General features: G+C 62.3%; 14 protein-coding genes. All 14 read left to right on the forward strand.

Annotated features, from left to right (window positions below; translation table 11 throughout):
- Positions 1-368: 368 nt before the first annotated feature.
- The 14 genes from mraZ to ftsA are packed head-to-tail and all read left to right on the forward strand — an operon-like array spanning position 369 to position 15,898.
- Positions 369-824 (forward strand): division/cell wall cluster transcriptional repressor MraZ, encoded by a 456-nt coding sequence (gene mraZ / locus AC07VV_RS28665; RefSeq protein ID WP_003205355.1) that lies wholly within the window; start codon positions 369-371, stop codon positions 822-824.
- Positions 821-1,768 carry a 16S rRNA (cytosine(1402)-N(4))-methyltransferase RsmH gene (gene rsmH, locus AC07VV_RS28670; RefSeq protein ID WP_371858318.1) on the forward strand — a complete coding sequence of 316 codons (948 nt, stop codon included), beginning with the start codon at positions 821-823 and terminating at the stop codon, positions 1,766-1,768. The genes mraZ and rsmH overlap by 4 nt, the downstream gene beginning before the upstream one ends.
- The gene (gene ftsL / locus AC07VV_RS28675) at positions 1,765-2,058 is read left to right on the forward strand and encodes a cell division protein FtsL (protein ID WP_007956777.1); all 294 of its coding nucleotides are present in this window, start codon (positions 1,765-1,767) and stop codon (positions 2,056-2,058) included. The genes rsmH and ftsL overlap by 4 nt, the downstream gene beginning before the upstream one ends.
- A complete protein-coding gene (locus AC07VV_RS28680) occupies positions 2,058-3,797 on the forward strand; it encodes a peptidoglycan D,D-transpeptidase FtsI family protein (RefSeq protein ID WP_173861365.1) in 1,740 nt (579 codons plus the stop codon). The genes ftsL and AC07VV_RS28680 overlap by 1 nt, the downstream gene beginning before the upstream one ends.
- Positions 3,797-5,260 carry a UDP-N-acetylmuramoyl-L-alanyl-D-glutamate--2,6-diaminopimelate ligase gene (locus AC07VV_RS28685; RefSeq protein WP_495038161.1) on the forward strand — a complete coding sequence of 488 codons (1,464 nt, stop codon included), beginning with the start codon at positions 3,797-3,799 and terminating at the stop codon, positions 5,258-5,260. The genes AC07VV_RS28680 and AC07VV_RS28685 overlap by 1 nt, the downstream gene beginning before the upstream one ends.
- Positions 5,253-6,620: a UDP-N-acetylmuramoyl-tripeptide--D-alanyl-D-alanine ligase gene (locus tag AC07VV_RS28690; RefSeq protein WP_495038162.1), complete on the forward strand. Its 1,368-nt coding sequence runs from the start codon at positions 5,253-5,255 to the stop codon at positions 6,618-6,620. The genes AC07VV_RS28685 and AC07VV_RS28690 overlap by 8 nt, the downstream gene beginning before the upstream one ends.
- Positions 6,620-7,702 carry a phospho-N-acetylmuramoyl-pentapeptide-transferase gene (gene mraY, locus AC07VV_RS28695; protein ID WP_096822832.1) on the forward strand — a complete coding sequence of 361 codons (1,083 nt, stop codon included), beginning with the start codon at positions 6,620-6,622 and terminating at the stop codon, positions 7,700-7,702. The genes AC07VV_RS28690 and mraY overlap by 1 nt, the downstream gene beginning before the upstream one ends.
- Positions 7,703-7,707: 5 nt before the next feature.
- Positions 7,708-9,054, forward strand: a complete 1,347-nt coding sequence (gene murD, locus AC07VV_RS28700) for a UDP-N-acetylmuramoyl-L-alanine--D-glutamate ligase (protein ID WP_495038163.1) — start codon at positions 7,708-7,710, stop codon at positions 9,052-9,054.
- Positions 9,051-10,268, forward strand: a complete 1,218-nt coding sequence (gene ftsW, locus AC07VV_RS28705) for a putative lipid II flippase FtsW (protein ID WP_096822830.1) — start codon at positions 9,051-9,053, stop codon at positions 10,266-10,268. The genes murD and ftsW overlap by 4 nt, the downstream gene beginning before the upstream one ends.
- Entirely contained in the window at positions 10,258-11,328 is a 1,071-nt protein-coding gene (gene murG, locus AC07VV_RS28710) for an undecaprenyldiphospho-muramoylpentapeptide beta-N-acetylglucosaminyltransferase (protein ID WP_096822829.1), read from the forward strand. The genes ftsW and murG overlap by 11 nt, the downstream gene beginning before the upstream one ends.
- Positions 11,321-12,781, forward strand: coding sequence for a UDP-N-acetylmuramate--L-alanine ligase (gene murC / locus AC07VV_RS28715; protein ID WP_495038164.1), 1,461 nt, complete (start codon positions 11,321-11,323; stop codon positions 12,779-12,781). The genes murG and murC overlap by 8 nt, the downstream gene beginning before the upstream one ends.
- Positions 12,778-13,752 (forward strand): D-alanine--D-alanine ligase, encoded by a 975-nt coding sequence (locus AC07VV_RS28720; RefSeq protein ID WP_096822828.1) that lies wholly within the window; start codon positions 12,778-12,780, stop codon positions 13,750-13,752. The genes murC and AC07VV_RS28720 overlap by 4 nt, the downstream gene beginning before the upstream one ends.
- 4 nt (positions 13,753-13,756) lie before the next feature.
- The gene (locus tag AC07VV_RS28725; RefSeq protein ID WP_096822827.1) at positions 13,757-14,623 is read left to right on the forward strand and encodes a cell division protein FtsQ/DivIB; all 867 of its coding nucleotides are present in this window, start codon (positions 13,757-13,759) and stop codon (positions 14,621-14,623) included.
- Between the two features lie 15 nt (positions 14,624-14,638).
- Positions 14,639-15,898, forward strand: coding sequence for a cell division protein FtsA (gene ftsA / locus AC07VV_RS28730; protein WP_495038165.1), 1,260 nt, complete (start codon positions 14,639-14,641; stop codon positions 15,896-15,898).
- Positions 15,899-15,913 lie beyond the last annotated feature (15 nt).

A 15,913-nucleotide genomic window follows, 5' to 3' on the forward strand; every position in this document is an offset into this window, starting at 1 on the left:
GGCTGTTTATTATCAGCAGGCCTGCGCTGGAAATCCGGCAGCGGCAACCGCAGTAATAGCCATTTCCCACCTTGCTTCAATCAACAGCAGAAGCGCTTTTGTAATACCGAAAAAATCTTACTCTTAACAAATTACTTTAACTTTCGAGCGCAGCTTTCAGTGCTGCATCAAGTTATTGGATAAAAGCATCCGCCAGATTCTCGTTGCGCCTCCTTTTATGCTCCTAAATCTCCGTTCTGTAAGGGTTTTCCTTTAATCCGCGCCTTGACGGTGTGGTGGGCGCATTCCTATAGTGTGCGCAAGTGGCGGAAAGTGGCATGAAGTGGGTTTTTTGAGCTCAAAACGATAAAAATTGGAGAAACGCAGACGTGTTTCGCGGAGCTAACGCTATCAGTCTCGACGCAAAGGGCCGTCTCGCCATGCCGAGCCGGTACCGTGACGAGCTCGTTTCGCGTAGTTCCGGCCAGTTGATCGTGACCATTGATGCCGTTGATCCATGTTTGTGTGTCTACCCGCTCGATGAGTGGGAAATTATTGAAACCAAGTTGCGCGCGCTTCCTTCGCTTCGCGAAGAGAACCGTCGTCTGCAGCGTTTATTGATTGGTAATGCCGTTGACCTCGAGCTCGACGGCAGTGGTCGTTTTCTGGTTCCGCCGCGCCTGCGCGAATACGCAAAGCTGGACAAGCGCGCGATGCTGGTCGGCCAACTGAACAAGTTCCAATTGTGGGACGAAGATGCCTGGAACGCGGTTTCTGCCGCTGACCTGGCTGCCATACAACAACCGGGCGCCATGCCTGACGAACTGCGTGATTTGATCCTGTGACTATTGATAGCGGCTTTAACCACATCACCGTACTGCTTGACGAAGCCGTCGAGGCTCTCGCCGTACGTCCTGATGGCTGCTATCTGGACGGCACGTTCGGACGCGGCGGGCACAGCCGGTTGATCCTCAGCAAGCTCGGTCCCGACGGCCGGCTCATCGGATTCGACAAGGATCCTCAAGCGATTGCCACCGGGCAAACGCTAGCGGCCGAAGACGGCCGCTTTGTCGTTGTGCAGCGCAGCTTTGCCGAGCTCGGCTCGGTGGTTGCCGAGCGTGGTCTGGACGGCAAGGTCAGCGGCATTCTGCTCGACCTGGGCGTGTCTTCGCCGCAGCTCGATGATGCCGAACGCGGTTTCAGTTTCCTCAATGACGGCCCGCTGGACATGCGCATGGATCCGTCCCGTGGTATCAGCGCAGCCGAGTTCGTCAACACCGCGCCTGTGGAAGAAATCGCCCGGGTGTTCAAGGAATATGGCGAAGAACGTTTCTCCGGTCGCATGGCTCGCGCCGTGGCCGAGCGCCGTGACATCACGCCGTTCGAGCGCACTGCCGATCTGGCCGAAGTGCTGAAAGTCGCCAACCCGGCGTGGGAAAAGGGCAAGAACCCGGCAACCCGTGCATTCCAGGGCTTGCGCATTCACGTCAACAACGAGCTGGGCGATCTGGAAGCGGGCCTCGAAGCCGCTTTGGAATCCCTGGAAATCGGCGGCCGTCTGGTCGTGATCAGCTTCCACTCGCTGGAAGACCGCATCGTCAAACTGTTCATGCGCAAGCTGGTGAAAGGCGAAGCCGACAACCTGCCGCGCAACCTGCCGGTTCGCCACGTTGCGTTCGAACCGAAAATCAAAGTCCATGGCAAAGCGCAGACGGCCTCCGACGCCGAACTCAAAGCCAACCCACGTTCCCGTAGCGCCGTCATGCGCGTCGCGGAGAAGCTGCGGTGAGCAAGCTTTTCGCCAAGCCTCTGCCCGGCGGCAGCTTTTTCATGCTGCTGCTGTTCATCGGCGTGCTCGTGTCGGCCATTGGTGTGTCTTACAGCGCCCACTGGAACCGGCAGTTGCTCAACACCCTGTACAACGAACTGAGCGTGCGCGACAAGGCGCAGGCCGAGTGGGGGCGCCTGATCCTGGAGCAAAGCACCTGGACCGCCCACAGCCGGATCGAAGTGCTGGCCACCGAACAACTGAAGATGCACATCCCTGGCGCAGCTGACGTGAAGATGGTGGCGCCATGATGAAACTCGAAGGGGCACTCTTCCCGTGGCGCTTCCGTCTGTTGGTAGGTCTGCTCGGCGTGATGGTGGCCGCGATCTGCTGGCGGATCATTGACCTGCAAGTGGTCGACCGTGACTTCCTCAAGGGGCAGGGCGATGCGCGCAGCGTTCGTCACATCCCGATTCCGGCACACCGTGGCCTGATCACCGACCGTAACGGCGAGCCTCTGGCCGTGAGTACCCCGGTGACCACGCTGTGGGCCAACGCCAAGGAAATGCAGACGGCCAAAGAGAAGTGGCCGGCACTGGCAGCGGCGCTGGGGCAGGATCCGAAAGCCCTGGCCGAACGCCTCGAAGCCCAGGCCAACAAAGAATTCATTTATCTGGTGCGCGGGCTGACCCCCGAGCAGGGCCAGGCCGTGCTCGACCTGAAAGTGCCGGGCGTCTACGGCATCGAAGAATTCCGCCGGTTCTATCCGGCCGGTGAAGTCACCGCGCACATGGTCGGGTTCACCGACATCGATGATCACGGTCGTGAAGGCGTCGAACTGGCCTACGACGAATGGCTGGCCGGCGTACCCGGCAAGCGGCAAGTCATCAAGGATCGGCGCGGACGGCTGATCAAGGATGTCCAGGTCACCAAAAACGCCAAGGCCGGCAAGCCCTTGGCGTTGTCGATTGACCTGCGTCTGCAATACCTGGCCAACCGCGAGCTGCGTAACGCGATCATCGAGAACGGCGCCAAGGCTGGCAGCCTGGTGATCATGGACGTGAAGACCGGCGAGATCCTCGCCATGGTCAACCAGCCGACCTACAACCCGAACAACCGTCGCAACCTGCAACCGGCGATGATGCGTAACCGCGCGATGATCGACGTGTTCGAACCGGGTTCGACCATGAAAGCGATCTCGATGAGTGCCGCGATCGAAACCGGCCGCTGGAAACCGAGCGACACCGTCGAGGTGTACCCGGGCTCTCTGCAGATCGGCAAATACACGATCAAGGACGTATCGAAGACCGAAGGTCCGGTACTCGACCTGACCGGCATTCTGATCAATTCCAGTAACGTCGGCATGAGCAAGGTCGCGTTTGATATCGGCGGCGAAACCATTTTCCGTCTCGCTCAGAAAGTCGGCCTCGGCCAGGACACCGGTCTCGGCTTCCCGGGCGAACGTGTCGGCAACCTGCCGAACTACCGCGAGTGGCGTAAAGCCGAAACCGCAACGCTGTCCTACGGCTACGGTATTTCGGTGACCGCGATTCAACTGGTGCACGCGTTCTCGGCGCTGGCCAACAACGGTCGCCTCGCGCCGCTGACCCTGATCAAAACCGACAAGGCGCCGCAGACCACTCAGGTACTGCCGGAGGCCGTCGCGAAAACCATGCAAGGCATGCTGCAACAAGTGATCGAGGCGCCGCGCGGTGTGTTCCGTGCGCAGGTGCCGGCGTATCACGTGGCGGGCAAGTCGGGTACTGCGCGCAAGACGTCGGTGGGCACCAAGGGCTACGCCGAAAACTCGTACCGCTCGCTGTTCGCCGGTTTCGGCCCGATGAGCGATCCGCGTTACGCCATCGTCGTGGTGATCGATGAGCCGAGCAAGGCCGGTTACTTCGGTGGTCTGGTTTCGGCGCCGGTGTTCAGCCGTGTGATGTCCGGCACCCTGCGTCTGATGAACGTTACCCCGGACAACCTGCCGACAACACAACAGGCCAACGCCACCCCGGCCGTTCCGCTGAAAGCCAATGGAGGGCGCGGCTGATGTCTCTTAGTCTGAACAAGATTTTCCCCCACGCCGGCCACGATCTGTTGATCCGTGAACTGGCGCTCGACAGCCGCAACGTGCGCGCGGGCGACCTGTTCCTCGCAGTGCCGGGCGGCAAGTTCGACGGTCGTGCGCACATTGCTGATGCGCTCACCCGTGGTGCGGCCGCTGTGGCTTATGAAGTGGAAGGCGCCACCGTGCTGCCGATCACTGACGTGCCGCTGATTCCGGTCAAAGGCCTGGCGGCGCAGCTGTCGGATATCGCCGGCCGTTTTTACGGTGAGCCGAGTCATCACCTGAATCTGGTGGGCGTGACCGGCACCAACGGCAAGACCAGCGTGACTCAGCTGGTTGCCCAGGCGCTGGACCTGCTCGGCCAGCACTGCGGCATCGTCGGCACCCTGGGCTCCGGTTTCTACGGCTCGCTGCAAAGCGGCCTGCACACCACGCCGAACCCGATCGCCATGCAAGCGACCCTGGGCGACCTGAAAAAGGCCGGCGCCAAAGCCGTGGCCATGGAAGTTTCGTCCCACGGTCTGGATCAGGGCCGGGTCACCGCACTGGCGTTCGACGTGGCGGTGATGACCAACCTGTCCCGCGATCACCTCGATTACCACGGCACCATGGAAGCGTACGCTGAGGCCAAGGCCAAGCTGTTCGCCTGGAATGACCTGAAGTGCCGGGTAGTGAATCTGGACGACGATTTCGGCCGGCAACTGGCCGCTGAAAAACGTGAGTCGCGCCTGATCTCTTATAGTCTGCTCGACAGCAGCGCCTATCTGTATGTCCGTGAAGCGCAGTTCGACGATCATGGCGTGCGCGCCACGCTGGTCACGCCGCAGGGCGAACATCATCTGCGCAGCACATTGCTGGGCCGTTTCAACCTGAGCAACGTACTGGCTGCGGTTGGCGCCTTGCTCGGTCTGGACTACGCCCTCGACGAAATCCTCAAGGTGCTGCCGAAACTCGAAGGCCCGGCCGGACGTATGCAGCGTCTCGGCGGCGGTACTCAGCCGCTGGTGGTGGTCGATTACGCCCACACGCCGGATGCGCTGGAAAAAGTTCTGACTGCGTTGCGCCCGCACGTCAAAGGCCAATTGCTGTGCCTATTCGGTTGCGGCGGTGACCGCGATCGCGGCAAGCGTCCGTTGATGGCCGAAGTGGTCGAGCGTCTGGCCGACCGCGTGCTGGTCACCGATGACAATCCGCGCACCGAAGATCCGGCGGTGATCTTCGATGACATCCGCGCCGGTTTTGCGGCTATGGATAACGTGACGTTCGTGGCCGGCCGTGGCCAGGCCATTGCGCAACTGATCGCCAGCGCCTCGGCGGATGACGTGGTTGTCCTGGCCGGCAAGGGTCACGAGGACTATCAGGAAATCAACGGCGAGCGCCACGCATTCTCTGATCTGGTCGAGGCGGATCACGCCCTGACCGCGTGGGAGGTGGCCCATGCTTAAGGCCCTGAAACTCAGCGAACTGACCAATGCACTCGACGCACGGCTGATCAGCGCGGATGCCAGTTTTGACGGCGTGAGCATCGACAGCCGCGCCATCAAGGCTGGCCAACTGTTTATTGCACTGACCGGCCCGCGTTTCGACGGTCATGACTATCTGAATGACGTTGCTGCAAAAGGCGCGGTCGCGGCGCTGGTCGAGCGTGAAGTCGCCGACAGCACGTTGCCGCAATTGCTGGTCAAGGACACCCGTCAGGCCCTCGGCCAGTTGGGCGCGCTGAACCGTGCCGCATTTACCAAACCGGTTGCGGCTGTCACCGGCTCCAGCGGCAAGACCACGGTCAAGGAAATGCTCGCGAGCATCCTGCGCACGCGCGGCTCGGTGCACGCGACCCGTGGCAACCTGAACAACGATCTCGGCGTGCCGCTGACCCTGCTCGAACTTGCCCCGGAGCACAGCGCGGCAGTGATCGAACTGGGCGCCTCGCGTCTGGGTGAAATCGCCTACACCGTCGGGCTGACCAAGCCGCACGTAGCGATCCTCAACAACGCCGGCACCGCTCACGTGGGTGAGTTCGGTGGGCCAGAGAAAATCGTCGAAGCCAAGGGCGAAATCATCGAAGGGCTGGCGGCTGATGGCATTGCCGTGCTGAACCTCGATGACAAGGCCTTCGGTATCTGGAAGACCCGCGCTGCCGGTCGCAAGGTGCTGACCTTCGCCCTGAGCAACACGCAGGCGGACTTCCACGCCAGCGATCTGGCCACCGACGCCCGTGGCTGCCCGGCGTTCAACCTGCACAGTCCTGAAGGTGTGGAACGGGTTCAACTGAACCTGCTCGGCACCCATAACGTCGCCAATGCCCTGGCCGCTGCCGCTGCCGCTCACGCCTTGGGCGTGTCGCTGTTCGGCATCGCCACCGGGCTTGGCGCGGTACAACCGGTCAAGGGTCGCACCGTCGCGCAACTGGCGAAAAACGGCATGCGCGTGATCGATGACACTTACAACGCGAACCCCACCTCCATGTGTGCGGCCGTTGATATACTCGCCGGCTTTTCCGGCCGCACCGTTCTGGTGCTCGGGGATATCGGCGAGTTGGGCGACTGGGCGGAGCAGGGGCACCGCGACGTGGGCGAATACGCCCGGGGCAAGGTTTCCGCGCTTTACGCCGTCGGGCCGAACATGGTCCACGCCGTGAACGCATTCGGTAACGAGGCGCATCACTTCGGCACACAGGCCGAACTGATCCAGGCCCTCGGCGCCGAGCAGGACAAAAACACCACCATTTTGATCAAGGGTTCGCGCAGCGCAGCGATGGAAAACATCGTTGCGGCCCTGTGCGGGTCCAGTCTGGAGAAACATTAATGCTGCTGCTGCTAGCGGAGTATCTGCAACAGTTCTACAAAGGCTTCGCGGTCTTCCAGTACCTGACCCTGCGCGGGATCCTCGGTGTGCTGACCGCGCTGGTCCTGTCGCTGTGCTATGGCCCGTGGATGATCCGCACCCTGCAGAACCGTCAGATCGGTCAGTCCGTTCGTAACGACGGCCCGCAATCGCACCTGTCCAAATCCGGTACGCCGACCATGGGTGGCGCACTGATTCTGTCTTCGATCGGCGTCAGCACTTTGCTGTGGGCTGACCTGAGTAATCGTTATGTCTGGACCGTTCTGCTGGTGACCCTGCTGTTCGGCGCCATCGGCTGGGTCGACGACTACCGCAAGGTGATCGAGAAGAACTCCCGTGGTCTGCCAAGTCGCTGGAAGTATTTCTGGCAGTCGGTGTTCGGCCTCGGCGCGGCGATCTTCCTTTATATGACTGCCGCCACTCCGGTGGAAACCACCCTGATCCTGCCGATGCTCAAGGATTACAGCATTCCGCTGGGCGCCGGCTTCATCGTGCTGACTTACTTCGTGATCGTCGGTTCGAGCAACGCGGTCAACCTGACCGACGGCCTCGACGGTCTGGCGATCATGCCGACGGTGATGGTCGGCGGTGGCCTGGGCATCTTCTGCTACCTGTCGGGTAACGTGAAATTCGCTGAATACCTGTTGATCCCTTACGTACCGGGCGCAGGCGAGCTGATCGTGTTCTGCGGCGCGCTGATCGGTGCGGGCTTGGGCTTCCTGTGGTTCAACACCTATCCGGCGCAAGTCTTCATGGGTGACGTCGGCGCACTGGCGCTGGGCGCAGCCCTGGGCACCATCGCGGTGATCGTCCGTCAGGAAATCGTCCTGTTCATCATGGGCGGCGTGTTCGTGATGGAAACCCTGTCAGTCGTGATTCAGGTTGCTTCCTTTAAGCTGACCGGTCGCCGTGTGTTCCGCATGGCTCCGATACACCACCACTTTGAACTCAAGGGCTGGCCCGAGCCGCGTGTGATCGTCCGTTTCTGGATCATCACCGTGATTCTCGTGCTGATCGGCCTTGCCACCCTGAAGCTGAGGTAGAACGAGTGTCTCTGATCGCTTCTGACCACTTCCGCATCGTTGTCGGCCTCGGCAAGAGCGGCATGTCCCTGGTTCGCTTCCTGGCGAACCGGGGCGTGGCGTTTGCAGTGGCTGACACGCGGGAAAGTCCACCGGAACTGGCCACGCTTCAGCGTGACTATCCGCACGTGGAAGTGCGTTGTGGCGAGCTGGACGTCGAGTTCCTGTGCCGTGCCGACGAGCTCTACGTGAGCCCCGGCCTGGCGCTGGCGACCCCGGCCCTGCAAGCCGCCGCGGCCCGTGGCGTGAAGTTGTCCGGCGACATCGAGCTGTTCGCGCGTAACGCGAAGGCGCCGATCGTGGCCATCAGCGGTTCCAATGCGAAAAGCACCGTCACCACCCTGGTCGGCGAGATGGCGGCTGCGGCCGGCAAACGTGTGGCAGTGGGCGGCAACCTCGGCACGCCGGCGCTGGACCTGCTCAGCGATGACGTCGAGCTGTACGTGATGGAGCTGTCGAGCTTCCAGCTGGAAACCACCGACCAGCTCAACGCCGAAGTGGCGACCGTGCTCAACATCAGCGAAGACCACATGGATCGCTACAGCGGTCTGCCGGCCTATCACCTGGCCAAGCACCGGATTTTCCGTGGCGCCAAGCAGTTCGTGGTCAATCGTCAGGACGCGTTGACCCGTCCGCTGATGGGCGAGGGCCAGCCATGCTGGACCTTCGGCCTGACCAAACCCGATTTCAAGGCATTCGGTCTGCGCGAAGAGAATGGCGAGAAATACCTGGCCTTCGAATTCCAGAACCTGATGCCAGTGCGTGAACTGAAGATTCGCGGCGCCCACAACCAGTCCAACGCCCTGGCGGCGCTGGCGCTCGGACATGCAGTCGGTCTGCCGTTCGACGCCATGCTCGCGGCCCTGCGCAACTTCGCCGGCCTTGAACACCGCTGCCAGTGGGTGCGTGACCTGGACGGCGTCGGCTACTACAACGATTCCAAAGCCACCAACGTCGGCGCCGCACTGGCCGCCATCGAAGGCCTGGGCGCGGACATCGACGGCAAGGTCGTGCTGATCGCCGGTGGCGATGGCAAGGGTGCCGAATTCAAGGATCTGCGCGATCCGGTGGCGGCCCATTGCCGCGCCGTGATCCTCATGGGCCGCGACTCCGACAAGATCGGCGAGGCCATTGGCGATGCCGTTCCACGGATCGGCGCCACTTCGCTGGTCGATGCCGTCGAACAATGCCGCGCCGCCGCCCAACCGGGTGATGTGGTGCTGCTGTCGCCGGCCTGCGCCAGTTTCGACATGTTCAAGAATTACGAAGACCGTGGTCACCAGTTCGTCCGCGCCGTGGAGGAACTGGCATGAGCCTGCGAAATATCATCAAGCCGTATCCGTCGCCGATCATCACCGGGCGCGGGATCGACCTCGACTTCCCGATGCTCGCCGGTTGCCTGGCGCTGCTCGGTCTGGGCCTGATCATGATCGCTTCGGCATCGACCGAAGTCGGTGCGGTGCAGTCGGGCAGTGCGCTGTATTACATGACCCGTCACCTGATCTACGTGGTGCTGGGACTGGGCGCGTGCATCGTCACGATGATGATTCCGATCGCCACCTGGCAGCGGCTGGGCTGGCTGATGCTGATTGGTGCGTTCGGCCTGTTGGTGATGGTGATCGTCCCGGGGATCGGCCGTGAGGTTAACGGTTCGATGCGCTGGATCGGTTTCAGCTTCTTCAACGTTCAGCCGTCCGAAATCGCCAAGGTGTTCGTGGTGATTTACCTCGCCGGTTATCTGGTGCGTCGCCAGAAGGAAGTGCGCGAGAGCTGGATGGGCTTCTTCAAGCCGTTCATCGTGTTGCTGCCGATGGCCGGTCTGTTGCTGATGGAGCCGGACTTCGGTGCCACCGTCGTAATGATGGGCGCTGCGGCGGCGATGCTGTTCCTCGGCGGGGTCGGGTTGTTCCGGTTCTCGCTGATGGTGGTGCTGGCGGTGGCGGCGGTGGTGTTGCTGATTCAGATGCAGCCGTACCGGATGGCGCGTCTGACCAACTTCGCCGACCCGTGGGCCGACCAGTTCGGTGCCGGTTATCAATTGTCCCAGGCCTTGATCGCGTTCGGTCGCGGCGAGTGGCTGGGTGTTGGTCTGGGTAACAGTGTGCAGAAGCAGTTCTACCTGCCGGAAGCCCACACCGACTTCGTGTTCTCGGTACTGGCTGAAGAGCTGGGCGCGGTGGGCTCGCTGTGCACCGTGGCGCTGTTCGTGTTCGTGTGTATTCGCGGCATGTACATCGGTCTGTGGGCCGAGAAAGCCAAACAGTTTTTTGCCGCTTATGTTGCTTACGGCCTGTCGTTCCTGTGGATCGGCCAGTTCCTGATCAACATCGGCGTGAACGTCGGCCTGCTGCCGACCAAGGGCCTGACCTTGCCGTTCCTCAGTTATGGCGGCAGTTCCCTGGTGATCTGCTGCGCCTGCCTTGGCTTGTTGCTGAGGATCGAGTGGGAGAGTCGGACCCATCTGGGCAGTGAAGAGATGGAGTTCCATGAGAGCGACTTCGCGGAGGAGCCGAATCATGGGCGCTAACGTATTGATCATGGCCGGTGGTACCGGTGGCCACGTGTTCCCGGCGCTGTCCTGTGCCCGTGAATTCCAGGCGCGCGGTTATACCGTGCACTGGCTCGGCACGCCACGCGGGATCGAAAACGACCTGGTGCCGGCCGCCGGCCTCGAATTGCATCGCATCAACGCCAGCGGTCTGCGCGGCAAGGGCAAGCTGTCGCTGCTCAAGGCGCCGTTCATGCTGCTGAAATCGGTATGGCAGGCGCGGGCGATCATTCGTCGGTTGCGTCCGGTGTGTGTGGTCGGTTTCGGTGGTTACGTGACCGGCCCCGGTGGCATCGCCGCCAAACTGGCCGGTGTGCCGGTGATCGTTCACGAGCAGAACGCCGTGGCCGGCACCGCCAATCGGTTGCTGGTGCCGTTCGCCGCCCGGGTGTGTGAAGCCTTCCCCGACACCTTTACCCTGTCGGACAGCCGCCGTACCACCGGTAACCCGGTGCGCAGCGAGCTGTTCCTCGAAACACCGCGTGCGGCACTGGCCGGACGCAAGGCGCGTTTGCTGATCCTGGGCGGAAGCCTGGGTGCAGAACCGTTGAACAAGTTGCTGCCTGAAGCCCTGGCACAAGTCGCTGCCGACTTGCGCCCGGAAGTGTTTCATCAGGCCGGCAAAAATCACGATGAAGTGACTGCAGAGCGCTACCGCGCCGCTGGCGTGGACGCGCAGGTGCAGCCCTTCATCAAAGACATGGCCCAGGCCTATGGCTGGGCTGATCTGGTGGTGTGCCGCGCAGGCGCATTGACCGTCAGTGAGCTGGCTGCCGCCGGTCTGCCCTCGATGCTGGTGCCCTTGCCCCACGCGATCGACGATCACCAGACCCGCAACGCCGATTATTTGGCCCGCGAAGGCGCTGCCTTCCTGATGCCGCAAAGAACGACTGGTGCCGCGGACCTTGCCGCGCGCCTGACAGAGGTCTTGATGCAACCGCAACGACTCGAAGAAATGGCCCAAGCGGCCCGCCGTCTGGCAAAACCCGAAGCCACCCGCAGCGTGGTCGATACCTGTCTGGAGGTGGCCCATGGTTGAGAATCAGAAAGCCATGCCGCAACCGGAAATGCGCCGCATCCGTCGCATCCACTTCGTCGGCATCGGCGGCGTGGGCATGTGCGGCATTGCCGAAGTATTGCTGAACCTGGGTTACGCCGTGTCCGGCTCCGACCTCAAGGCTTCGCCGGTCACCGAGCGCCTGGAATCCTTCGGTGCGCAGATCTTCATCGGTCACCGTGCCGAGAACGCCGCTGCCGCCGATGTGCTGGTGGTGTCGAGCGCCGTGAACACGTCCAACCCGGAAGTCGCGAATGCCCTGGAACGTCGTATCCCGGTGGTGCCGCGTGCCGAGATGCTCGCCGAGCTGATGCGCTACCGCCATGGCATCGCCGTCGCCGGTACCCACGGCAAAACCACCACCACCAGCCTGATCGCTTCGGTGTTCGCGGCCGGTGGCCTGGACCCGACGTTCGTCATCGGTGGCCGTCTGAATGCCGCGGGCACCAATGCCCAGCTCGGCACCAGCCGCTATCTGATCGCCGAGGCCGACGAGAGCGACGCCAGCTTCCTGCACCTGCAACCGCTGGTGGCCGTGGTCACCAACATCGACGCCGACCACATGGCGACCTACGACGGTGACTTCAACAAGTTGAAGAAAACCTTCGTCGAGTTCCTGCACAACCTGCCGTTCTACGGTCTGGCGGTGATGTGCCTGGACGATCCGGTGGTGCGTGAAATCCTGCCGCAGGTGAAACGTCCGACCGTGACCTACGGCTTCAGCGAAGACGCTGACGTGCGCGCCATCAATGTGCGCCAGCAAGGCATGCAGACCTTCTTCACCGTGCTGCGCCCTGATCGCGAGCCGCTGGACGTGTCCGTGAACATGCCGGGCAACCACAACGTGCTCAATTCCCTGGCGACCATCTGCATCGCCACCGACGAAGGCGTCAGCGATGAAGCCATCGTCCAGGGCCTGTCCGGGTTCCAGGGTGTCGGTCGTCGCTTCCAGGTCTACGGCGAACTGCCGGTAGACGGCGGCAACGTGATGCTGGTCGACGACTACGGCCATCACCCGACCGAAGTCGCGGCCGTGATCAAGGCTGTGCGCGGTGGCTGGCCAGAGCGCCGACTGGTGATGGTTTACCAGCCGCACCGCTACAGCCGCACCCGCGACCTGTACGACGATTTCGTCAATGTACTGGCCGACGCCAACGTGCTGCTGCTGATGGAAGTCTATCCGGCCGGCGAAGAGCCGATCCCGGGCGCCGATAGCCGCAAGCTGTGCAACAGCATCCGTCAGCGCGGTCAGCTCGACCCGATCTACATCGAGCGCGGTGTCGATCTGGCGCCGCTGGTCAAGCCGCTGCTGCGTGCCGGCGACATTCTGTTGTGCCAGGGCGCCGGTGATATCGGCGGTCTCGCACCGAAACTGTTGAAAAGCGAGTTGTTCGCCGGTGCCGTGGCCGCACCGGTCGAGGGGAAGTTGAAATGACTGCTGCCTACGCCAATCTGTTCTCCACCATTGCCCCGAAAGACTTCGGCCGCGTTGCCGTGCTGTTCGGTGGCTTGAGTGCCGAGCGTGAAGTCTCGCTGAAGTCCGGCAACGCCGTGCTCACTGCGCTGCAAAGCGCCGGTGTGGACGCGTTCGGGATCGATGTCGGCGCCGACATTCTGCAGCGTCTGCTGAGTGAAAAGATCGACCGCGCGTTCATCATCCTCCACGGTCGTGGCGGTGAAGACGGCAGCATGCAGGGCCTGCTCGAAGTGGCCGGCATCCCATACACCGGCAGCGGCATCCTGGCTTCGGCGCTGGCGATGGACAAGCTGCGCACCAAGCAGGTCTGGCACACCCTCGGGATTCCGACGCCGCGTCACGCCGTGCTGCGCAGCGAGGCCGATTGTATTTCGGCCGCGACGGAACTGGGCTTCCCTTTGATCGTCAAACCGGCGCATGAAGGTTCAAGTATCGGGATGGCCAAAGTGAGTTCTGCGTCCGAGTTGATCGACGCATGGAAAGCGGCCAGTACCTACGATTCGCAAGTGTTGGTCGAGCAATGGATCCACGGTCCGGAGTTCACCATCGCCACCCTGCGTGACCAGGTGTTGCCTCCTATCGCCCTGGGTACGCCACACACGTTCTACGACTACGACGCCAAGTACATCGCCAACGATACCCAGTATCGGATTCCGTGCGGGCTGGATGCCGCCAAGGAAAAAGAACTCATGGACCTCACGGCGCAAGCCTGCGAGGCGCTGGGCATCGGTGGTTGGGGTCGGGCGGACGTAATGCAGGACGCCGACGGCAAATTCTGGTTCCTGGAAGTCAACACAGCTCCCGGCATGACCGATCACAGCCTGGTACCGATGGCGGCGAAAGCGGCCGGTCTGGATTTCCAGCAACTGGTACTGGCCATTCTGGCCGCCAGTGTCGATGCCGATGGCAAGAAAGAGGCGCGAGGTTAAGACCATGCAAGGCGCACAGCTCAGACATCAGCCACCCGCTCCCGGCCGCAAGCCGGTGCCGCGGGGTGCCAGCCGAATGGTGGCCAAAGAGCCGATGTCCGCGCGCCTGCCCAAAGCCAATTTCGGTTTTCTGAAAAGCCTGTTCTGGCCGGTATTGCTGGTGGTACTCGGGTTCGGTACCTACGAAGGCGCGCAGCGTTTGTTGCCGTACGCCGACCGGCCGATCACCAAGATCGCGGTGCAGGGCGACCTGAGCTACATCAGCCAGCAAGCGGTGCAGCAGCGAATCGCCCCGTACGTGGCGTCGAGCTTCTTCACCATCGACCTGGCGAGCATGCGCACCGAGCTGGAGCAGATGCCGTGGATCGCTCACGCCGAAGTCCGTCGGGTGTGGCCGGACCAGGTGGTGATCCGCCTCGAAGAGCAACTGCCCGTGGCCCGTTGGGGCGACGAGTCGCTGCTCAACAACCAGGGCCAGGCGTTCACGCCCAAGGAACTGGCGAACTACGAACACCTGCCACAGCTGTTCGGCCCGCAGCGGGCCCAGCAGCAAGTGATGCAGCAGTATCAGGTGCTGAGCCAGATGCTCAGGCCAATGGGCTTCTCGATTGCGCGCCTCGAGCTGCGTGAGCGTGGCAGCTGGTTCCTGACCACCGGTGCCGGCAGTTCCGGCCCCGGCATCGAGTTGCTGCTGGGACGCGGCAACCTGGTGGAAAAGATGCGCCGCTTCATTGCCATCTATGACAAGACGCTTAAAGACCAGATTACGAACATTGCGCGCATCGATCTGCGCTATGCCAACGGCCTCGCTGTTGGCTGGCGGGAACCAGTAGCGCCGACGACAGCCCAACCCGCTGTCGCAAAGAATTAAGAAGAGGCAGGACCCATGGCAAACGTGCAAAGCGGCAAAATGATCGTCGGTCTCGATATCGGCACCTCCAAGGTGGTGGCGCTGGTCGGCGAGGTCTCCGACGACGGCTCGCTGGAAATCGTCGGGATCGGCACTCATCCGTCCCGCGGCCTGAAGAAAGGCGTGGTGGTGAACATCGAGTCCACCGTGCAATCGATTCAGCGGGCGATCGAAGAAGCCCAACTGATGGCGGGCTGCCGCATTCACTCGGCGTTCGTCGGCGTGGCGGGCAATCACATCCGCAGCCTGAACTCCCACGGCATCGTGGCGATTCGTGATCGCGAAGTCAGCTCGGCTGACCTTGAGCGCGTGCTCGACGCCGCCCAGGCTGTGGCGATCCCGGCTGACCAGCGGGTGCTGCACACCTTGCCGCAGGACTACGTGATCGATAACCAGGAAGGCGTGCGCGAGCCGCTGGGCATGTCGGGCGTGCGTCTGGAAGCCAAGGTCCACGTGGTCACCTGCGCCGTCAACGCCGCACAGAACATTGAAAAATGCGTGCGTCGCTGCGGTCTGGAAATCGACGACATCATTCTCGAGCAACTGGCCTCGGCCTACTCGGTACTGACCGACGACGAAAAAGAGCTGGGCGTGTGCCTGGTCGACATCGGCGGCGGTACTACCGACATCGCGATCTTCACCGAAGGCGCCATCCGCCACACGGCCGTGATCCCGATTGCCGGCGACCAGGTGACCAACGACATCGCCATGGCGTTGCGCACTCCGACCCAGTACGCCGAAGAGATCAAGATCCGCTACGCCTGCGCCCTGGCCAAGCTGGCCGGTGCCGGTGAAACCATCAAGGTGCCGAGTGTCGGCGACCGTCCGCCGCGCGAACTGTCCCGTCAGGCCCTGGCCGAAGTGGTCGAGCCGCGTTACGACGAGCTGTTCACCCTGATCCAGGCCGAGCTGCGTCGCAGCGGCTACGAAGACCTGATCCCGGCCGGCATCGTGCTGACTGGCGGTACGTCGAAGATGGAAGGCGCCACCGAACTGGCCGAGGAAATCTTCCACATGCCGGTCCGTCTGGGCGTGCCCCATGGCGTGAAAGGTCTGGATGACGTGGTGCGCAACCCGATTTATTCCACTGGCGTTGGCTTGTTGATGTACGGCCTGCAGAAGCAGTCAGACGGGATCTCGTTCTCGGGCATCGGCAGCCGCGACAGCTACAGCAACGATGAGCCACAGGCGCCGTTGCTGGACCGATTGAAGAAGTGGGTTCAAGGCAACTTCTAAAGCTTTACCGCAACA

This window comes from Pseudomonas sp. GW821-FHT02C04 (assembly GCF_059421845.1).